Source organism: Pseudoalteromonas sp. OFAV1 (assembly GCF_021532595.1).
Classification (GTDB): Bacteria; Pseudomonadota; Gammaproteobacteria; order Enterobacterales; family Alteromonadaceae; genus Pseudoalteromonas; species Pseudoalteromonas lipolytica_C.
In genome coordinates this window covers 39,584-59,259 of record NZ_JAKGBG010000028.1, presented here as the reverse complement: position 1 = coordinate 59,259, position 19,676 = coordinate 39,584, and the positions used below count along the sequence as shown (strand labels likewise).

The 19,676-nt window shown below is 40.8% G+C and carries 19 protein-coding genes, 1 pseudogene and 1 riboswitch; of the genes and pseudogenes, 6 read left to right on the top strand and 14 right to left on the bottom strand.

The window, feature by feature from the left end:
* Positions 1–2,199: efflux RND transporter permease subunit (locus tag L1267_RS15250; protein ID WP_235383314.1), on the top strand; the 2,199-nt coding region annotated here is incomplete at its 5' end.
* An 86-nt stretch (positions 2,200–2,285) separates the two neighbouring features.
* Complete coding sequence (msrA, locus tag L1267_RS15245; RefSeq protein ID WP_135926043.1) at positions 2,286–2,819, top strand: peptide-methionine (S)-S-oxide reductase MsrA; 534 nt, start codon at positions 2,286–2,288, stop codon at positions 2,817–2,819.
* A gap of 60 nt (positions 2,820–2,879) precedes the next feature.
* Here the strand turns inward: msrA and L1267_RS15240 are convergent, their stop codons facing one another.
* The 3 genes from L1267_RS15240 to L1267_RS15230 all read right to left on the bottom strand — a co-directional run bounded on the left by L1267_RS15240 (position 2,880) and on the right by L1267_RS15230 (position 5,932).
* The gene (locus L1267_RS15240; RefSeq protein WP_235383313.1) at positions 2,880–4,733 is read right to left on the bottom strand and encodes a TonB-dependent receptor domain-containing protein; all 1,854 of its coding nucleotides are present in this window, start codon (positions 4,731–4,733) and stop codon (positions 2,880–2,882) included.
* A 34-nt stretch (positions 4,734–4,767) separates the two neighbouring features.
* Positions 4,768–4,923, bottom strand: a riboswitch (cobalamin riboswitch).
* Positions 4,924–5,087: 164 nt separating this feature from the next.
* Positions 5,088–5,327, bottom strand: coding sequence for a hypothetical protein (locus L1267_RS15235; RefSeq protein ID WP_135926045.1), 240 nt, complete (start codon positions 5,325–5,327; stop codon positions 5,088–5,090).
* 122 nt (positions 5,328–5,449) lie between these two features.
* A complete protein-coding gene (locus L1267_RS15230; RefSeq protein WP_063703177.1) occupies positions 5,450–5,932 on the bottom strand; it encodes a YajQ family cyclic di-GMP-binding protein in 483 nt (160 codons plus the stop codon).
* A gap of 157 nt (positions 5,933–6,089) precedes the next feature.
* On the opposite strand from L1267_RS15230, the gene L1267_RS15225 reads away from it, so the two are divergent.
* Positions 6,090–6,440 carry a VanZ family protein gene (locus L1267_RS15225; RefSeq protein ID WP_138557245.1) on the top strand — a complete coding sequence of 117 codons (351 nt, stop codon included), beginning with the start codon at positions 6,090–6,092 and terminating at the stop codon, positions 6,438–6,440.
* Entirely contained in the window at positions 6,433–7,326 is an 894-nt protein-coding gene (locus L1267_RS15220) for a ketopantoate reductase family protein (protein ID WP_138557244.1), read from the top strand. The genes L1267_RS15225 and L1267_RS15220 overlap by 8 nt, the downstream gene beginning before the upstream one ends.
* A 90-nt stretch (positions 7,327–7,416) precedes the next feature.
* Here the strand turns inward: L1267_RS15220 and thiI are convergent, their stop codons facing one another.
* Entirely contained in the window at positions 7,417–8,874 is a 1,458-nt protein-coding gene (thiI, locus tag L1267_RS15215; protein ID WP_135926048.1) for a tRNA uracil 4-sulfurtransferase ThiI, read from the bottom strand.
* Between the two features lie 109 nt (positions 8,875–8,983).
* Positions 8,984–9,637, bottom strand: coding sequence for a TetR/AcrR family transcriptional regulator (locus L1267_RS15210; RefSeq protein ID WP_135926049.1), 654 nt, complete (start codon positions 9,635–9,637; stop codon positions 8,984–8,986).
* Between the two features lie 226 nt (positions 9,638–9,863).
* Here L1267_RS15210 and coaD point away from each other — a divergent pair, with 226 nt between their 5' ends.
* A complete protein-coding gene (coaD, locus tag L1267_RS15205) occupies positions 9,864–10,346 on the top strand; it encodes a pantetheine-phosphate adenylyltransferase (RefSeq protein ID WP_135926050.1) in 483 nt (160 codons plus the stop codon).
* Positions 10,343–11,704, top strand: a complete 1,362-nt coding sequence (locus L1267_RS15200; RefSeq protein ID WP_199526319.1) for a capsule assembly Wzi family protein — start codon at positions 10,343–10,345, stop codon at positions 11,702–11,704. The genes coaD and L1267_RS15200 overlap by 4 nt, the downstream gene beginning before the upstream one ends.
* 10 nt (positions 11,705–11,714) lie before the next feature.
* On the opposite strand, the gene L1267_RS15195 is transcribed toward L1267_RS15200, so the two are convergent.
* The 9 genes and pseudogenes from L1267_RS15195 to argC form a co-directional block, all read right to left on the bottom strand.
* Complete coding sequence (locus L1267_RS15195) at positions 11,715–12,182, bottom strand: hypothetical protein (protein WP_135926052.1); 468 nt, start codon at positions 12,180–12,182, stop codon at positions 11,715–11,717.
* A 108-nt stretch (positions 12,183–12,290) separates the two neighbouring features.
* Entirely contained in the window at positions 12,291–12,824 is a 534-nt protein-coding gene (locus L1267_RS15190; protein ID WP_235383312.1) for a hypothetical protein, read from the bottom strand.
* 11 nt (positions 12,825–12,835) lie between these two features.
* Positions 12,836–13,363, bottom strand: a complete 528-nt coding sequence (locus tag L1267_RS15185) for a hypothetical protein (protein WP_135926054.1) — start codon at positions 13,361–13,363, stop codon at positions 12,836–12,838.
* 7 nt (positions 13,364–13,370) lie between these two features.
* On the bottom strand, positions 13,371–13,577 hold the full coding sequence (locus tag L1267_RS15180) for a hypothetical protein (RefSeq protein WP_135926055.1): 207 nt from the start codon (positions 13,575–13,577) through the stop codon (positions 13,371–13,373).
* Between the two features lie 241 nt (positions 13,578–13,818).
* A pseudogene (gene argH / locus L1267_RS15175) lies at positions 13,819–15,683 on the bottom strand (argininosuccinate lyase).
* A gap of 52 nt (positions 15,684–15,735) precedes the next feature.
* Complete coding sequence (locus L1267_RS15170) at positions 15,736–16,938, bottom strand: argininosuccinate synthase (RefSeq protein WP_135926057.1); 1,203 nt, start codon at positions 16,936–16,938, stop codon at positions 15,736–15,738.
* Positions 16,939–16,947: 9 nt separating this feature from the next.
* A complete protein-coding gene (locus L1267_RS15165) occupies positions 16,948–17,868 on the bottom strand; it encodes an ornithine carbamoyltransferase (RefSeq protein ID WP_235383311.1) in 921 nt (306 codons plus the stop codon).
* 7 nt (positions 17,869–17,875) lie between these two features.
* Positions 17,876–18,637, bottom strand: coding sequence for an acetylglutamate kinase (argB, locus tag L1267_RS15160; protein WP_135926314.1), 762 nt, complete (start codon positions 18,635–18,637; stop codon positions 17,876–17,878).
* The gene (gene argC / locus L1267_RS15155) at positions 18,637–19,647 is read right to left on the bottom strand and encodes an N-acetyl-gamma-glutamyl-phosphate reductase (RefSeq protein ID WP_135926059.1); all 1,011 of its coding nucleotides are present in this window, start codon (positions 19,645–19,647) and stop codon (positions 18,637–18,639) included. The genes argB and argC overlap by 1 nt, the downstream gene beginning before the upstream one ends.
* Positions 19,648–19,676 lie beyond the last annotated feature (29 nt).

The following is a 19,676-nucleotide window of genomic DNA, read 5'->3' as shown; positions in this document are numbered from 1 at the left end:
CGCGCTGAGCTCGAAAAAATTAAGCGTAACTTGCCAGAAGGCACCACTATTCAAGACAGCTACGACTCATCAATTTTCATCAAAGAATCAATTGACGAAGTATATAGAACGCTTGCGATTTCAATGGCGCTGGTAGTGTTAGTTATCTACTTATTTTTAGGTAATATTCGCGCAACGCTTATCCCTGCTGTGACAGTACCTGTTGCGTTAGTGGGTAGCTTTATGTTCTTGCTTGCTATGGGCTACTCAATCAACTTATTAACTCTGCTAGCACTGGTATTGGCTATCGGTTTAGTGGTAGATGACGCGATTGTTATGCTAGAAAATATTCACCGCCGCATTGAGTTAGGCGAGCCACCTTTATTGGCTGCGTTCCGTGGTGCTCGTGAAGTTGGTTTTGCGATTATTGCCACTACCCTCGTCCTCATCTCTGTGTTCGTACCGCTGGTGTTTATGGATGGCCGTATTGGTGCTTTATTTACCGAGTTTGCGATGGCTGTTAGTGCTGCTGTGTTCTTTTCTAGTATTACGGCATTAACACTTTCTCCGGCACTGTGTTCAAAAGTACTCAAGGCTTCTGAAAAAGAGAGTAAATTTAGCCAGTGGATGGATAAAACCTTCGCCAAAATCGAAAATGCTTATCGTAACTCACTTACTTCTAATATGGGCCGTAAGTGGAGCTTACTACTAACCATGATTTTGGCCGGTGTTGCCAGCTTTATGCTATTTCAAAAAGTGCCATCAGAGCTTACGCCAAAAGAAGACCGGGGTACTTTCTTTATAATGATGAGTGGGCCTGAGGGTGCAAGTTATGAAAATAACGCAGCCAACATGGCGAAAATTGAAGAACGTTTAATGCCTTACTCTGAGTCTGGTGAATTAAGCCGAGTGCTTGTTCGTGTGCCTGGCTGGGGTGGTCAAGGTGGTGTTGCTATCATTGGCATGGCTGACTGGGATAAGCGTAAGCGCTCAACCTGGGAAGTGATGGACGAGATAAGCAGTAAAATGACCGAAGTAACTGATGTGCGTGCGTTTGCAATTATGCGCCGTGGTATTGGCGGCGGTGGCTCATCACGTCCTATTGAGTTTGTACTGCAAGGTAATGATTACGACCAACTAGCCGATTGGCGAGACCGCATTATTAAGCGTGCTGAGAAAAACCCAGGTTTGGTAAGAATCGACCATGATTATAAAGAAACATTCCCGCAGTTTTTAATCAACATTGATAAAAACAAAGCAGCGGATTTAGGGGTTTCGGTGTCTGATGTAGGCCGCACTCTCGAGACCATGTTGGGGCAGCGCCGCGTAACAACCTTTATTGACCGTGGTGAAGAATACGATGTGATACTTAAAGGTACCAAAGAAGACTTTGCGAACCCGACCGATATCTCAAATATCTACTTAAAATCACGCAGTGGCGAATTAGTGCCGCTAGATAGCTTAATTAGTTTAAAAGAAGAAGCCACCGCATCGCGTTTAAATCGTTATAACCGTATGCGCGCAATTACGTTAAGTGCAAACTTAGCCGATGGTTATACCCTAGAAGAAGCGCTTAATTTCTTAAATCAAGTTGCCGCTGAAGAAAACGACATCGATGGTGCAATTGACTATAAAGGTGAGTCGCAACTGTTCTATGAAGGCGCATCAGCAATGACCTATGTGTTTATTCTTGCGCTCACAGTAACTTTCTTAGTTCTTGCTGCACAGTTTGAAAGCTTTATTCACCCATTTGTGATTATGTTGACTGTTCCGCTTGGCTTAGTCGGCGCATTATTTGGCCTTTGGTACACAGATCTCACTCTGAACATTTACAGCCAAATTGGTATCGTAATGCTGATTGGTTTAAGTGCGAAAAACGGTATCTTAATCGTTGAGTTTGCCAACCAACTGCGTGATAAAGGCGTTGAATTTAACGAAGCGATTACCCAAGCGGCAACGCAGCGTTTACGCCCGATTATTATGACCTCACTGACCACAGTTATGAGCTCGGTACCACTGGTACTTGCAAGTGGCCCGGGTGCAGAGAGCCGTATGGTAATTGGTGTGGTGGTATTTACAGGTGTAATAGTGGCAACCTTACTAACTCTATTTGTTGTGCCAGCAGCATATACTGCCCTAGCCCGTAATACTCAGTCGCCTGAGTATTTACAAAGCAAGTTAGAGCAACAAGCTAAAGACAAACCGTTGGAAGAAATTTAGAACTGTCTTTAAGCAACAATAAAACGCCGTCTTTACGGCGTTTTGTTTTTTCAGCTATAGTCAGCAAAACAGTGAGGGAATAAACGATGGATAACAACATACAAATAGCTACTTTTGGCGGTGGCTGCTTTTGGTGTATTGATGCTGCATTTAGACGAGTGAAAGGCGTGCTTAATGTCAGTTCTGGCTATGCAGGCGGTGAAATTGAAAACCCAAGTTATCAGCAAATATGTACTGGCTTAACGGGTCATGCTGAGGTTGTTCAGCTCGATTTTGACAGCAGTATTGTGAGCTATAATACCCTTCTTGAAATGTTCTTTACTTTACACGATGCCACACAATTAAATCGACAAGGCAACGATGTAGGCACACAGTATCGTAGTGTTATTTATTATCATACTGAGCAGCAAAAAGCTGAAGCGCAAACAATGATAGCAGCTTTACAGAAGCAAATTCGTGAGCCAATTGTCACTGAACTTAGCCCAATATCGAACTTTTACCCAGCAGAGCAATATCACCAAGACTATTACAATGAAAACCCGAATCAAGGTTATTGCAGTATCCTTATCGCGCCTAAACTTGAGAAATTCGGTCAATACTTCGCTGATAAACTAAAATGAAAAAAGCTCGCTAAGTAGGTAGCGAGCTTTTAGACGCAGAACTAATAATTTTCCTTATTATTAGAACTGATAACGGGCACCTACAAACAAGCGGCGCTCGGCCGTGTTGTAGTAATAAAACTCGTCGTTGATAAAGTCACCATCTAAGTCAGTGCCATAGGCATCAACGGCGTTATACTCTTTATCGAATAGGTTTTCTACTCGTAAAGACACAGTTAAGTTGTCAGTCGCTTGGTAGTGACCGACTAAATTCCATAACGTATACGAAGGTAAGTGAGTTAGCTTGCCATCACGGTCACCACGGTATTGCATATCAATACCTGCATCAAAATCACCCCATGCTTTATGTAATGACCAATTCACACTGTGGTTTGACACATAGTTTAGTGACTGACCGGTTTCGGTATCTTCAGCAGAGAGGTAAGTGAAGTTAAAGCTGTGCTCAAAGCCAAACACTTGGTTTTTAAAACTAAACTCAACACCTTCATGGCGAGCTTCGTTTATATTAGTTGGGATCCACTGCCCTGATGCATTTGGCGCCCAGGCGATTTTGTTGTCGATTTCGCTGCGGAAAATCGCAATATCAAGGCTAATATCATTCACATTGAGTGATAAACCAAGCTCTTGGTTATCTGATGTTTCAGGATTTAACTCTGGATTACCCGAGCCTGGATAATATAGGTCATTAAAAGTTGGAGATTTAAAACCAGTACTTTGACTTACACGGAATGTGGCGATGTCATTTAAGTGATAGCCAACAGCGGCTGTGTAAGTTGTTTCATCACCAAACTGCTGATCATCATCTTGGCGAACGGTTAGGTTTGCCAGCACGTGTTCGTCGTCATAATAAGCGCCAACAAACGCAGCGAATACTTCACGGCTGTCTTTTAAGTAAGTACCTGAGTTAGTGTTCACTTCATCTTTATACCAATTCAAACCGCCACTAAGAGTCAGTGCTTGATTGAAAAAGTATTGACCATTGTAATCAATTTGCTCACGCTCAGTTTCAAACTTATCGACTACTGTCGCGCCAGTGTAATCAATGCGTGAATCATCTGAACTATCACTTGATATGGCAATATCAATGGCATGGCTGTGTTTTTCGAAGGCTTTTTTCCAGCCTAATGATGCTTGGTAATTTTCGAACTCACCTTTTTCTACCGTGCTGTCTGCTGGGCTATAAGCACTATCGTATTGTGCTTCGCCTTCTGAGTATTGTGCTTGCGCTAAAAACTCACCTAGTTGCTCATTTTGATAACCTAGATTAAAGCCAAGGTTTTTGTTCTCGTAGCCGTCTTCATCTGGCGCTAAACCTTGCAGCACATCAAAGCCATCTGTTTTTTCATAGCCGGCATTAACAGCAACATCAACGCCCGCAAACTGACCGCCTGTCGCCACTTGATACTCTTGATAAGCATCTGAGCCAAAAGTGATATCTAAAGTCGTATTTTGTGCTTTACGCGTAATGATATTGATCACACCCGCTAGCGCATCAGAACCATATACTGCAGCACGTGAGCCTTTTACTACTTCAACACGTTCAATACTGTTTAAAGGAATATTGCTAATACTTTTATAGCCAAGTGTTGCTGATCCTGTACGTACACCATCAATTAAAATAAGCGTATGGCGAGAGCTTGCACCACGTAATGAAACACCTGAGCTTTGCCCAAAACCACCATTGGCATTAATTTGAAAGCCAGCTTGAGTTGCCAGTAAGCTTGGTAAGTCACGAACATAGCTTGCCTCAATATCAGCACGGTCAATAACTGTAACACTAGCTAATACATCATTAATTGATTGTTCGAATTTATTGGCAGTAACTGTGATGTGCTCGATTGATTGCTCGTCAGCAGATACAGAAAAAGACAACGCAGCAGCAATCGCTACGCCTAACGCAGATTTATTTAGCATGATATCCCCTAGCCTGTGCCCACCGCACACGCAAATAGTAAGTTACTTCAAGGCCGGTCTCCGGACTCTGCGTATGTATGGCATACACATTACCGTTGCGGGGGCAGTGTTGGCATTGTTTTCTCCCTGAAAACGCACCAACTTCCCGATTATCTTGCAACTATTTCACCCTTTGAAATAACACGTATCTTTGTAGATACAGCAAGCACCTTGAAAATAGGCTGCTATTGTGATGATTTTAGGGAAGAATGTCAATGGACGGCTATACCGCTAAAGACGAATTTTAAGCTGTAAGCCGTAAGCCGAAAGTAAAAAAGCCAATCACATGGTGATTGGCTTTTATCAAACAAATAATTACCAGAAATACTCATGAGGTTTTGAGTTTCCTAACGGAAAAACAATTCCTTCTGGGTCAGCACCATTCATCACACGCTTGCAAAGTGCTTTATTTAAGCGTCTTCTTGGTTTAGTCATCGTCATTTTTACCCACCAACTTGGTGTTTGTTGATAAAAATAAGTACTGTGTGGACCTGTGTATTTTCTGTTTATTTTACCGTATTTATTACGGTCAATTGTTTTGTTTTTTACTGACATAAATATCCTCTAGCTGAAAATAGCTAGAAGATATCTTTTTCTCTGTAACCTAATATTCGTCTCATGATACGCTCCTTGTAAAGCTCAGAAACTTACTGGCTTACAGCTTAAAGCTATAAGTTTTAATCGCGGAAGTTTTTGAACTGGAATGGTTGACCTAAATCAGCAGTACGAACAACTTGCATTGCTTCTTGTAAATCATCACGTTTTTTACCAGTTACACGTAATTCTTCACCTTGAATCGCGGCTTGTACTTTGATTTTTGAGTCTTTAATTAACTTAACGATTTTCTTCGCTACGTCTTTTTCGATACCTTGCTTAAGTGCAACGTCACGCATTACGTATTTGCCGCTACGTGACTCGTCTCTTAATTCAAGGCTAGATACATCCAATCCACGCTTTGAAATTTTTGCTGCAAGAATGTCAAAAAGTTGCATCACTTGCTGTGGTGCTTCAGCTTTTAACTTAATTACTTTGTCACTTAGTTCGATTGATGCATCAACACCACGAAAATCAAAACGCGTCTCTAGTTCACGCTTTGCATTATCTACTGCATTCTGCGCTTCGTTCATTTCTACTTCAGAAACAATATCAAATGAAGGCATGGGGTTCTCCTAACATAGTCTTTTTTAAATTCGTTTATGGTTGGCAATTATAACGCTTATTTGTCGATTCTTTCTATTTTTATCCGATTTGTTCAGGTGCGATGCAAAAATTGTTTGATATACTGGCCATTCAATTTCGGCATTTTTAGGGGTTATTGTGACAAGGCGTGTTTACCAAGTTATCTTTTTAGCCAGCATTATTGGCTTTACGATTTTATTTGCCAAAGAAATTAAAGGGGTTGGCAACCTGTTTCCTCACGTCGATAAAGTAGCGCACTTTGGTATTTTCTTCATACTCGCTTTGGTGATGGACAAGGCATTTAAGTTACCTCTAATGGTACAAATTTTACTGTTAGCAGGCTACGGAGCCGCCATTGAATTTATGCAAGATATGCTGCCTTATCGCCAAGCCTCAGTTGGTGACTTTATCGCTGACTTTATTGGTGCTGTAAGCTATTTTGCTATAAAGCTTGGCTTTCATTTAGGTAGTAAGCAACGTAATGGCTAATTTATTAGTAGTGGGTGATGGCGCAATAGGCCTGCTATTTAGCCATTTTTTATCTGCACAACATGACATCACATTACTGACTCGTAAGCCAACCCTGACCACGCGTTTTTATCAAGCAAGTAATGGCAAATCACATCCTATTAAAGCGCGCCTTATTAATTATGCAGAATTAAATCAATCGCCGCCCTTTGACTTGGTATTAATTACTGTTAAAGCATTTCAGGTGCAAGCTGCTTTTAAACAAATAAAACCTTACCTTACTAAAAACTGCCAACTTGTTATTTCTCACAATGGTATGGGTAATGTCGATGAACTTAATGCCCAACTGTTAGACACTCAAGGGTTATCGTTTCTAACAACTCGTTTAGCTGGCTTTAAAGCAACGCCCTATAGTGTAAACCACACAGGAAATGGCGAAAGTGTGCTTGGCGCATGTAATGCAGCAGCAACTGAAAAACTCAATGAACTTGACCATCTATTTAGCAGCCTGCCACACTTTTCAGTGAGTGATGATATTCACTCATTGCGCTGGCAAAAACTGTTAGTCAATATTGCCATTAACCCATTAACAGCAATCCATAACGTTAAAAATGGCCAACTCCGTGCACCGCAATTTAGCACTCGCATCATTAATTTACTGAGTGAAGCGTGTCTGGTAGCCAATAAACAAGGTGTTGATGTAAAGCTTTGCGAGGCACTGGATCAAGCCTACTCGGTGATGACTGCAACTGCAGAAAACTTTTCTTCTATGCAGCAAGATATAAGCCATAACCGACAATCAGAAATAGATGCAATTTGTGGTTATGTGTGTGAACAAGGCGCGAAGCTAGGTGTAAAAACACCGTATAACCAAGCCATGCTGAGTATGATAAAAATAAAAAGCTAGCTACTAGAGGAAAGAGTAAAGTTACTAGCTTCTGACAATTATTTCAGGCATTAAAAAAGCGCGAACATGTCGCGCTTTTATCACCATCCCTTACGGACGATACACTTTGACGTTGCTGAAGCCTTCTTCGTGTAAGATCAGCGCTTGAAGCTGACTCATCACACCTTTAGCACAGTATAAGTAATATTCTTTATCTTTTGGTAAGTCACCAAATTTAGTCGCTAAGCGGAAGAAAGGTAAATGCACAACTTCAATACCTTCAAGCTCAAGTGGATTTGCGTCTTCTTCTTCAGGTGAGCGAATATCAACAACAACCGCTCCCTTTGGTAAATCAGATACAGACTCGGCTTCTTTTACTTCTTGCTTAGCTTCGGTGTCGATATCGCGGATATCCATCACACGGGCATTTTCAACAACCGTATTTAACACGTCAAAATCAAATTTAGCTTCTTCGGCAAGAATCGTTTTAATTTTGGCTTTAACCGTTGGCTTTTTAGAAATCACACCACAGTATTCTGGCATGCTTTCTGCCATTTCTGCGGTACCAATTTTACGAGCAATATTAATAATATCTTGCTTGTCGTGTTGGATTAACGGGCGAATGATTAAAGTTTCAGTTACACGGTCAATCACGCTTAGATTAGCCAGTGTTTGGCTTGATACTTGGCCAATACTTTCACCTGTTACTAATGCTTGCACACCTAACTTTTCTGCAACTTGGCTACCTGCACGCATCATCATACGCTTAAGCACCACACCCATTTGACTGTTTTCTACATTTTCTAAGATTTCAGCTACAACAGGTTCAAAATCTACAGTGACAAACTTTACCTTATGGGTAGAGCTAAACTGTTTCCAGATATAATAACTGGCTTGTTTAACACCGATTTCGTGAGCTGCCCCACCTAGGTTAAAGAATAAGAAGTGAGTTCGCGCGCCTTTGCGGATCATCTGGTAGCTTGCTACACCTGAGTCAAAGCCACCCGACATAAGCGACAGTACATCTTCTTGTGTTGGTAACGGGAAGCCTGCCATACCTAAGTGAGTTTCAGTAACGATATACGCTTTATCATCTCGCACTTCTAAACGAATGGTTACTTCAGGATGGGATAGTTTTACGCTTGCACCTGCAACATGCTGGTTTAAGCCGCCACCAACATAACGCTCTACATCGCTAGAAGTGAAATCGTGTTTACCCGAACGCTTACAACGCACACAGAATGTTTTACCTTCGATTGTGTGGCCAATTAGCTCAAGGGCTTTTTGATAAATATCGTCTAACGAATCAAAGTCTGTTTCTGTAACTTCGATAAATTGCACAATACCCGGAATGCGTTTTAAGCCATCGATGATATCTAGGCGAACTTGCTCAGAATCTAAAAGGCTCACAACCGAAATATTATCCCAGTTGTTTCTAACTTGTACTTTTTCGTCAACACGACGTAAGACGATCTTAATGTTATTTTCTAATAACTTGGTAAAACGCTTACGAACAGATTTACTCTTGATAGCGATTTCAGGGTGTAATTTGACGATAAATTTAAGCATAGTTCACTCTTAGACTGTGGGATTCACACGCCCCGAGGCATACCAACCTCAAGGGCGCGCGATTATAACAAAAATTATAGCGTCTAGGAAATAAACTGCTTGGCTGGGGTTATTGTTCAGGATCTGAGGCTTCGCTGAGCGCCAAATATTTTGCCCTTAGCTGATTTACCTGTGGTAAATGCTGCTCTGTGCAATGCGCTTTTAACAGCAATAGCACTTTTAAAATACCATTGTAGATATCTTCCCTTGCTAACTCACCACTTAAGCGACGCGCCTTTATATACGGGGTCCAAAAGCTAACCGTCATTTTTAGCATGTGTGCAAGCTCTGTGACATCATCATCTTCAATACAGATGATACCGCCAGCACGAAGTGCTAATAAAACTTCTTTCACTTGCTCTAGCAACGCCGCTTGAAAATCAATGTAATCTTTTTTTAATACTTCATCGCGAGATAAAATATCACCCAAGTTGTCATAAAAAAATTGATAACGCCACATCAGTTCAAACAGCGAATCAAGGTAACCTGCTAGGTTTTCAAGTGCATCATCATCAGGAGACAAGGGTTTAAAATGCGTATGTAAATGTTCACTATATAAAGCAAATATATGACGGATAATGTCTTCTTTATTTTTAAAATGGTAATACAAGTTACCAGGGCTAATGCCCATATGTGCAGCAATATGGTTGGTTGTAATAGCACGCTCACCGTGGCGATTAAATAACTCGATGCTGGTGTGTATGATTTTATCCTTTGTACTCATATGCTGTTTACTCTGTTGTTGTGGTTATTGCATTCTATTGCCCTACTAAGCCAAGCAGTATAAACAAATGCGTGACAATTAAATACTACCTTGAAAAATAATAACCTCAATCGGTGCAGTACCTTAGATGGGTTTTACAATCTAATAAGATACGCGTATTTTCTAAGCTGCAGACAGGCTAAAACACTGTTAATATAGCAGGCAAATTTCTAAATCGCTGATAGTTATGAACGTTACTGCAATATACCCGGGTACATTTGACCCACTTACAAATGGCCATACTGACTTAATTCACCGAGCAGCGAAAATGTTCGACCATGTCATCGTTGCTATTGCGCACAACCCAAGTAAACAGCCGTGTTTTACGCTTGATGAGCGCGTTGAACTTGCTAATAACATCTTGGCACACCTAGATAATGTGAGTGTAATTGGTTTTTCTGGACTATTAGCAGATTTAGCTCGCGACCATAAAGCTGAAGTGCTCATTCGCGGTATTCGAGCTGTTTCTGACTTTGATTACGAGTTTCAATTAGCCAATATGAACCGTCGACTTAACCCTGATTTAGAAAGTGTATTTTTAACACCCGCCGAAAAAAATTCGTTTATCTCATCAACCTTAGTAAAAGAAGTAGCAAGACACAATGGTGATGTTAGCGAGTTTGTTGATCCTATTGTTGCTAAAGCTTTACAGGAAAAAATTCGCGGATGAAGCTAAAAAAAATACTTACCCTAGGGGCCTTTTTTATGGTCTCGACACCGACTATAGCAGGCCCTTGGGTTGAAAGTGACGATCCATTATTACGCGCCTCAATCGAGATGTTATTTAACCAAGGTGTGATTAAACAGCCTATAAATAGCTACCCTTTGATGTGGCAAGGTATTGCTCGCGATCTTAGCCTTGTAGATAGCAATCAACTTGATGAACAGTCTCAATTTGCTTATCAACATGTGAAACACGCGTTAAATATTGCCAAGCAAAAAACAGATTCAGGTGTTCGACTAAACTACAATGGCAGCACTGATACTCAACAAGGGTTTGGTAAACGCCATCAACAGCAAAGCGGTGTTAATAGCTACGGTTCAATAACGGGTAAACGTGTAAGTGCAAAAGTGAGTGTTAATTACGCAGATGATGCACTCGACGAACAGCATGTAAACTACCAAGATAGCTATTTAGCGGTGTTGGTTGGTAATTGGTCACTCAGTGCCGAGCAAGTCAGTCATTGGTGGGGACCAAGTAACGATAACGCGTTACTACTATCAAATAATGCAGCCCCCATGAAAGGTTTGCGTTTCACAAGAGCGAATACTCAATATGTAGGCCCAAGTTGGTTATCATTTATTGGTAATTGGCAACTGACTGGTATTTATGCCAAACAAAAGCCATATTTGAATACAAGCGACAAAGGTGATTATTGGGCGTTGAGGTTTGCTAGTACCCCTTTAAATGGTTTAGAAGTGGCTGTTAATACAGCTGGGTCTGACTATTTAACAACTCCAGAATTAGCTCCTATTAATCTTGAGAATAACGAGCAAACGCATCGTTTAACGGGGATTGATGTTAAATACTCAACCACTTTAATGTCGGTTCCTATTGCCATATATGGTGAATTAATGGGCCGCAACGAAAGCGGTTTGGCACCAAGTGAGCCGTTTTACACCGTTGGCTTTGAAAGCTACTTTGGTACAACTGATAGCTTGCTAAAAACGTATCTCGAATACTCGAATACTCAGCAACAATGTAATATTGCCAGTGACTGTGTGTATGGCTCAGGCAGCTATACCCAGCGCTCGCGTTTAATTGGCAGCTCAACACCAGAGCAAAGTAAATCAGCAGTGCTTGGGGCTTATTATCACACCCTCAACGGCTATGGCGGACATGCTAAACTACGCTGGATTGATAGTGAAAATATCATTAAGAGTAGCCAATTGCAGTTAGAAGTAGGCTATCAACAAGCATTACTCAGCGGTCTTTGGAAAGTAACTGGATTAATTTCAAGAGATGAATTAAACGATAACAACGAAACCAACACGGCCCTCAGAACCAGCTGGGAATACCGCTTTTAACTAATTGAGGTCAAGCTAGCCTAGCTTGACCTGTTAAGCCCTTATAGAGCCGCACCAGCCCCAAAAAGTCTTTATTAGAGAAAAGTGCAATGAGCATCATGATGTCCATGACATTGACTGTAACTGTATAAAAGCTCCAGAACCACCAATCACCCGTATAGGCATAATTGATGTCATAATACATACCTAGAAAAAGCGATGTGTTGATCAAAAGCCCAGTAAAAATATAGAGCTTTGCTGGCACCAAAGTTACCTTTCTGCCACGAGCAATTAAGCTAATAATTAAAAGTATTAGTAGATCCGAAACAGCCCAGATCATATAAGCAAAGCTCGAGTCTAGAATATTATAGCCTAGCGCTATATTTAGTAATGGATCACTCATCATATAAGAGATAAACAGTGCCAGCGACATCCACATTAGTGTTTTGTCACCATTTGGCGTAGACGACTTCTTCACCATGTTATATAAAAAAGACATCAGAAACCCCCACATAATAAATGCGGCGAGATAGACCCCAAAGTTTTCTTGGATTAATTTAAGCATTATACAAACGTCAAACTTTTTGACTTCAATTTACAAAAGGCATTATGAAACGTTAGCACCACTTTTTGAAAACTCTTTAGAAAAGAAAATAACTTTACTCTCTATAGCTTTACCTAACTTAAAAATAAACAAAAAGTCACGGTTTGTTATCAATGCAATTATCATTGTAATGTCTATAATGTTGACACCAAAAGAGTAAATACTCCAAAGTCCCCATGGAGTCCGGTTTTCGAGAAGTACAATATCTACATAAATTGAGAGCATCAAAAGGGAATTCAAAAATAATCCCAATATTGCGTAATAAAGAGCGCAAAAATAGCTGTTCTTTGCAAAGTAACCCCAAGAAAATATGACTGTTATTGTAAGTAGGTCAAAATAAAACCAGTTCATATAGCTATAAACTGAAAAATTAAAAATACCGCTTAAAAAGTACGAAACCATCATGATAAATGCCAAGATAACAAGGCGTTTATCTGGTTTATTTATGTGAGTCACTAGATTGCAAAGAAAAGCCATCAAAAACCCCCACTCAATAAAGGAGCCTATCAAGCTTCCAACAACATCACTTATGTACATATTGAAAATATTTAAGCTAAGCTTTGGGTATTTGAAGCAGAAAAAACTGCGTTTTTTAACTTGTTTAACAAGAGAAAGTCACGATCAACTATTAAAGCAATAATCATCGTAAAATCGACAATGTTAACTCCAAGCGAATAAATATCCCAGAGTATCCAATGAGTTGTATTTTTATAAACTTCAACGTCCAAGTAAACTGCAAGGAATAAAATAGTGTTTATTATCAAGCCTACAATAAGATAAATGAATGAAGGAGTCGTTCGTTTAATAACAAAGAAAGAAATAGCTAAGAATATTAGCGTAGCCAGATCGTAAAGAGCCCAATCTAGAAATGTTGTTGCAGTGTAAGTTATCCAATTAAAAAAGTAATCTCCCCCTAAATAAGAGAGCATCATAATAAAAGAACTAAAGAGCAACGTGGTTTTTCTTTTATTTTCGTCTATGCAATAGACAAAAATATTAAAAAAGAACGCCATTAAAAATCCCCATGCACTCATTGCAGACAGGGAAAAAAAACCTAGTTGCTCTATAAAAGACATTCAGTTCCTAGTACTCTTTCTTGCTAGGTGGAAGCATTGCACCACCGCCACGTTGAATCTCTGCACCACCTGATAAAGACAGTGCTTCACTTGATAAAGTTACTGTATCAGATTGCAGGGTTTTATTACTAGTAGTTTGTTCCAAAGCTGGCTTAGTTTGTTGCATTTGGCTGTATGCTTGCATTTGCAATTGGCTATTATTTGAAATTTGCATAAGATAATTCCTTTAAGTTAATTGTTGTTGCACCAAGGTTTACATGAAATATGTAACTTGTTAAGCGTTCTCATTTTTTTTGACGCTTTTTTGTGCATTAATGTGATGTTGCCACCACACTAATCTAAAAGCAATTAGCGATCCAACTTTTCGTTAACATATGATCTTTTTGATCTTCAGCTTATTATTAGACATAAAAAAACGCACAGGGGTAACCGTGCGTTTTTTCTATCCAGGGAATTTAAGCCACGCTTTTACACGGGATCACCGCTTTAGTACTTGGCTTTAAAATGAATTCCATTGCAACTTCATCGCAATTATCTTTTCGTAAGCAAAGCTCACAGTCTTTTATAACTTTTTCGGGCAAGCTGTCTTTACTACAGTGGCTAAACCCTTGCTTTGCAAAAAATTCTGGCACACGCGTAAGTACAATGATCCTGCTAAGCGCCAATTTTTTGGCTTTTACAAGTAAGTGCTCAACAAGTAGCTTACCTTGTCCCGACACCTTTGCTTGTGGCTCAACGCCTAACGAGCGGATCTCGGCAAGACCGGTATCATAGATATATAGTGATGCGCAGCCAGTAATTTTGTTATTACATTGTGTAACAGCAAACTCGTTGATTGAATGAACCATATCACTTTTAGCTCGCGGAAGGTTTTCACCTACCGCAGCTCAATATTGGATAAGCTTTGCTATCGATTCAACATCACCTAAGTTTGCATCACGAACCGTTATTTGCTGTTTTTTTTTGCCTGCTTAATTGCACTCGACACTTGCTCTAATGAAGTGCCACCAAGAGCTCGGCGGGCTTTAATACAAGCATCTATCTCTAGTACAGGATAAACATCTGACTCAAAAATACTATGCACAGACTTAAATTCTTCTAAACTTAAATCTTCTAAGTTATTCCCTTGGGCAATAGCCATTTGCACTAAGGTTCCTACAATGTGGTGACCCTCTCTAAATGGAATTCCCTTAGCAACTAAATAGTCCGCAAGCTCGGTCGCATTTGAGTGTCCACCTTTAGCTGCTGCAAGCGTTTTATCAGCTTTTACTTTGATACCTTTAATACATGCTTGCGCCATATGAATACATGCAAGCCAAGTTGGCATTGCATCAAACAAGCCTTCTTTATCTTCTTGCATGTCTTTGTTGTAGGCTAGTGGCAACGCTTTTAATGTCATCATCATGGCGCTAAACGCACCAAAAACACGGCCTGTTTTACCACGGATCAATTCTAATGCATCAGGGTTCTTTTTCTGTGGCATTAATGATGAGCCAGAGGTTACGCCATCTGAAAGCTCTATAAAGCCTGCTTCACCTGAATTATAAAAAATCAGATCTTCAGCCATACGCGATAAGTGGATCATCGAAATTGATGCACAGCTTAATAGCTCAACCACAAAGTCACGGTCAGATACAGCGTCAAGACTATTGCGTGTTGCCCCGGTAAAACCTAGCCCCTCGGCAAGAATCTGCCTGTCAATTGGGTACGCAGTGCCTGCTAATGCACCACTTCCTAATGGGCAATAATTCATACGGTTTTTGGCATCATTTAACCGGCTTTCATCACGCTCAAGCATTTCAACATAAGCCATACACCAATGGCTAAATAACACAGGTTGAGCACGCTGTAAGTGTGTGTAGCCCGGTAAAATAGTACCGAGTTCACGCTCAGCTAAGGCAACAAACTCCGCTTTTAAGTCACTAATTGCTGTTAAGATGTGCTCTGCGGTGTCACGACACCATAAGCGGAAGTCTGTAGCAACTTGGTCGTTACGACTACGACCGGTGTGCAGTTTCTTTGCTAAATCACCTACTTTGTCAATCAGAGCTGACTCAACATATGAATGAATATCTTCATGACCTGCAACTGCAACAGCTTGTGGATTAGCTTTAACTTCTTCTAACAAAGTATTCAGTGCTGCAACAAGATCGTCATACTCTTGCTGATTTAAAACATCAACTTGCTTTAAAGCACCTGCCCATGCAACTGAGCCAATAATATCTTGCTCTGCAAGCTGATAATCGAAAGGAAGTGAGTCGTTAAATTGTTTAAACGCTTCATCTGGACCCGAAGAAAAACGTCCGCCCCATAATGCCATTGAACTGTCTCCAAATTGGGCTATCGCCCCGCAAAGCGGGGCGATAATAAAATTACTTTTTCGTTAGTGCTGAGATTCTGCTAGAAAGCGAGAATAAACGAATGAAGCCTTCTGCATGTGATTGATCATAAACATCATCTTCACCAAAGGTTGCAAAATCTTCGCTGTAAAGGCTGTTTGGAGATTTCTTCTGTACCGCAGTTACTTGGCCTTTATAAAGCTTCAGTACTACTTCACCTGTTGCCAATTTAGCCAGAGACTCCGCACCCGCTAAAATTGAGTCTTTTAACGGTGTAAACCAACGACCGTCATACACTAAGTGTGAAAACTCACCGCCTAGTACTTCTTTCCATTTACGGCTTGATTTATCTAGCACTAGTTCGTCGACAGCTTGTAATGCAGCCATAATCACAGTGCCTCCTGGCGTTTCATAACAACCACGCGACTTCATGCCTACTAAACGGTTTTCTACGATATCAACACGACCAACACCATGTGGCGCAGCAATGTTATTTAATTTAACTAAGCAGTCATACGGTTTTAGTGATTCACCATTCACAGCAACCACTTCGCCTTCAACAACATTTAATGTCACATATTCAGCTTCATTAGGAGCTTGTTCAGGAGAGTTAGTCCAAGTCCATACTTGATCACTTGGTTGGCACCATGGATCTTCAAGCTCACCACCTTCGTGTGAAATATGCCATGCGTTTGCATCACGGCTATAAATTTTGGTCGCAGAGGCAGAGCACGGAATATTACGCTCTGCAAGGTAATCAAGTAATGATTCACGGCTTGATAAGTCCCACTCACGCCACGGTGCAATCACCTTTAGGTCTGGTGCAAGGGCTGCGAAACATGATTCAAAACGCACTTGGTCGTTACCTTTACCCGTACAACCATGCGAAAGCGCATCGGCACCTACTTTACGAGCAATTTCAACTTGTGCTTTAGCAATAATCGGACGAGCCATAGACGTACCTAGTAAGTACGTACCTTCGTAAATAGCGCCAGTTTTTAATGTTGGGTAAATATAATCACTTACCATTTCATCTTTTAAATCAACTATATGACACTCAGACGCACCTGAAGCAATCGCTTTTGCTTCAACGCCTTCTAGTTCTTCAGCGCCTTGACCTACATCAGCAACAAAGGCAATTACTTCACAGCCATAGTTTTCTTTTAACCAAGGCACGATTGCCGATGTATCTAGACCACCAGAATAGGCTAATACGACTTTTTTAATTGAACTCATTGGTGTTCCTTAAACAAAATTTGGATTTAGTAATGTCACAAGAAGAGCGTTCTGCGCATGCATACGGTTCTCTGCTTGTTGAATAATTTTTGATGCCGGGCCATCCATTACCTCAGAGGTAATTTCAAACTCTCGATGAGCCGGCTGACAGTGCAGCACAGTTTGTGCGCCAGTCTTCTCAAGCAATGCCTGATTTAGCTGATACGGCATATACTTAGCTTTAACTTGCTCAAGCGGTGTTTTATCACCCATCGAAACCCACGTATCAGCATAGACTGCATTTGCACCAACTGCCGCTTCAATTCGGTCACTGACCATTACAGAGGCGCCATTCATCGCTGCAATTTGCTCAGCTTGCTTAAGAATTTGCGAATCAGGTGAGCTGCCTTTAGGGCAAACTGCCACAAAATCAGTGCCTAAAGTGGCTGCTAATAGCATCAGTGAGTGAGTTACATTATTCCCCTCACCTAAGTAAGCTAGCTTAAGTTTACTAACATCGCCATGTACTTCTTGAAGAGTCAAGAAATCAGCCAAAGCTTGGCATGGGTGATATAAGTCGCACAAGCTATTAACAACAGGTACGCTTGAAAACTCACCCAAAGTGGTAAGTGTTTTGTGTTCGAATACACGAGCAACAATACCATCTGCCCACGTTGAGATATTAAGTGCAAAGTCTTTAACTGATTCACGTGCGCCCATGGCACCATTTTGTGAATCAAGATAGACCGCATGACCACCTAGCTTATTAATACCAATATCAAATGATAAACGGGTACGTAAACTAGGTTTTTCAAATAAAGTAACCACTGATTTACCTGCAAGCGCTTGGCTAAAATCTGCAGGATTTGCTTTAATTTTTTGCGCTAAGTTAAAAAGTTTAAGTGCGCCTTTTTGGTCTAACTCTAGACCCGATAAAAAATGATTTAACATGAAATACCTATGGTGTAATTTTCGTTCCTACGTGCTCGCCTTGTAATAAAGCGACTAAGTTTTCTGGCTTTAGCCAGCTTGAGATATACACACCACGTCGTAAATGTTGGGCAGCAAGAAGGCTGGTCTTTACTTTGACCTCCATCCCGCCCTGAATAACTCCTTCAAGGATAAGTGTATCGATTTGCTGCGTATTTAATTGATGTAATGGCTGCTTATTTGCGTCAAGTACAGCTTCTACATCAGTCATAAAAATAAGCTCTGCATTGAGCTCTTTCGCTATGGCTGCAGCTGCTTCATCGGCATTTACGTTATACCACTGACCGTCCTCTCCAAAGCCTATTGAACTAACAAGGGGTAAGCGACCTTGTTCTAATAAGCTCGGTAACACGCTATGACAGCTTCCACTACATTGACCAACTTGGCCTAATACTTTGAGTTTTTCTGAAACTACAACGCCCGCTTCATAAAGGCTCAAACCAACAGGCTTATGGCCCGCACCGATAGCTTGACTCATCAATTGTTTATTGGCACAACCTGCAAGCGCCCCGACAATATAAGGCATTTGTTCATTAGGACTGATGCGTAATCCTTGGTGCTTTGCTGTTACAAAACCCGCTTCTTTTAACCATGCATCTACAAGCGCTCCACCGCCATGCACAATCACAAAATTAGCGTGTTCTTGCGATGCTAGAACATCGAACAATGCTTTTGCTGCATCGGCAGTGTTTAATACTGCACCACCAATTTTAATAACCCATGTTTTCATCATAGTGCTCCGCTAAGGCCTGTATGATGAGGTTCACCCATCGCTAAATTAATACATTGCAACGCTTGGCCTGCAGCACCTTTTAATAGGTTATCAATCGCAGACATTACAATTAATTGCTGACCTTTTTGTTGCCATGCAATATCTACATAAGGTTGTTTTGCAACACCTTTTATACTTGGGATCTTATTACCTAATAAGCGGATCAATGGCTCATCGGCTAAAACTTGATATGCCTCTTTAACCTGTTCAGGGGTAACATCTGGCTTTAGCTGCACATAAATGGTTTCTAGGATGCCGCGTGGAAAATTACCTAAATGCGGGGTGAATAACACTGGATGTCCAAGATGCTGCTCAATCTCCGGCGTGTGTCTGTGATTAAATAAACCATAAGGGGCAAGTGATACTTCGCAAAAATGCGTATTAACACTGGCTTTTCTACCAGCGCCTGTCACACCTGACACAGCATTAACAATAACAGGCTGCTCAGCCAGTAAGTTTGCTTGTTTAAGGGGCTTTAATGCATTAAGCGCTGCTGTCGGATAACAACCCGCTACAGCAACAAGGTTTGCTTTACTGATCGCATCACTATTCCATTCAGCTAAACCATATGCAGCTTGTGCTAAAAGCTCTGGGTGTTCATGTGCGAAACCGTAATAAGTTTGGTAATCCTCATTCCCAGCTAAACGGAAGCCACCTGAAAGGTCGAATACTTTTTTACCCATAGCTAAAAATTGTGGCGCAAGGTCAACACTTACTTTGTGATCAGTACACAAGCACACATAATCAGCATTATTTTCAATATCTTTGTAAGCAGCTGTTGTTAGTGCTTGTAAAGGATACTCTAACAGCCCTAAATGCTCAGGATATAAATCACTTAATAATTTACCTTTATCTAAACTGCCCTCTGAGACATAACATGCTTGTAGGGTTAATTTAGGGTGCTTGGCAACTAAACTTGCTAGCTCTGCGCCGCTATAACCACTTGCGCCAATAATCACTACATTCATTGCTTACTTTTACCTATTAAATCTATTTA

Excerpts from the sequence above, each read along its gene's own strand:
- L1267_RS15165 (WP_235383311.1), bottom strand. The coding sequence starts at position 17,868 with ATGTTAAATCATTTTTTATCGGGTCTAGAGTTAGACCAAAAAGGCGCA.
- L1267_RS15230 (WP_063703177.1), bottom strand. The coding sequence starts at position 5,932 with ATGCCTTCATTTGATATTGTTTCTGAAGTAGAAATGAACGAAGCGCAG.
- L1267_RS15170 (WP_135926057.1), bottom strand. The coding sequence starts at position 16,938 with ATGAGTTCAATTAAAAAAGTCGTATTAGCCTATTCTGGTGGTCTAGAT.
- coaD (WP_135926050.1), top strand. The coding sequence starts at position 9,864 with ATGAACGTTACTGCAATATACCCGGGTACATTTGACCCACTTACAAAT.
- L1267_RS15190 (WP_235383312.1), bottom strand. The coding sequence starts at position 12,824 with ATGTACATAAGTGATGTTGTTGGAAGCTTGATAGGCTCCTTTATTGAG.
- argC (WP_135926059.1), bottom strand. The coding sequence starts at position 19,647 with ATGAATGTAGTGATTATTGGCGCAAGTGGTTATAGCGGCGCAGAGCTA.
- L1267_RS15220 (WP_138557244.1), top strand. The coding sequence starts at position 6,433 with ATGGCTAATTTATTAGTAGTGGGTGATGGCGCAATAGGCCTGCTATTT.
- msrA (WP_135926043.1), top strand. The coding sequence starts at position 2,286 with ATGGATAACAACATACAAATAGCTACTTTTGGCGGTGGCTGCTTTTGG.
- L1267_RS15195 (WP_135926052.1), bottom strand. The coding sequence starts at position 12,182 with ATGTCTTTTTTATATAACATGGTGAAGAAGTCGTCTACGCCAAATGGT.
- L1267_RS15185 (WP_135926054.1), bottom strand. The coding sequence starts at position 13,363 with ATGTCTTTTATAGAGCAACTAGGTTTTTTTTCCCTGTCTGCAATGAGT.
- L1267_RS15235 (WP_135926045.1), bottom strand. The coding sequence starts at position 5,327 with ATGTCAGTAAAAAACAAAACAATTGACCGTAATAAATACGGTAAAATA.
- thiI (WP_135926048.1), bottom strand. The coding sequence starts at position 8,874 with ATGCTTAAATTTATCGTCAAATTACACCCTGAAATCGCTATCAAGAGT.
- L1267_RS15180 (WP_135926055.1), bottom strand. The coding sequence starts at position 13,577 with ATGCAAATTTCAAATAATAGCCAATTGCAAATGCAAGCATACAGCCAA.
- L1267_RS15240 (WP_235383313.1), bottom strand. The coding sequence starts at position 4,733 with ATGCTAAATAAATCTGCGTTAGGCGTAGCGATTGCTGCTGCGTTGTCT.
- argB (WP_135926314.1), bottom strand. The coding sequence starts at position 18,637 with ATGAAAACATGGGTTATTAAAATTGGTGGTGCAGTATTAAACACTGCC.
- L1267_RS15200 (WP_199526319.1), top strand. The coding sequence starts at position 10,343 with ATGAAGCTAAAAAAAATACTTACCCTAGGGGCCTTTTTTATGGTCTCG.
- L1267_RS15210 (WP_135926049.1), bottom strand. The coding sequence starts at position 9,637 with ATGAGTACAAAGGATAAAATCATACACACCAGCATCGAGTTATTTAAT.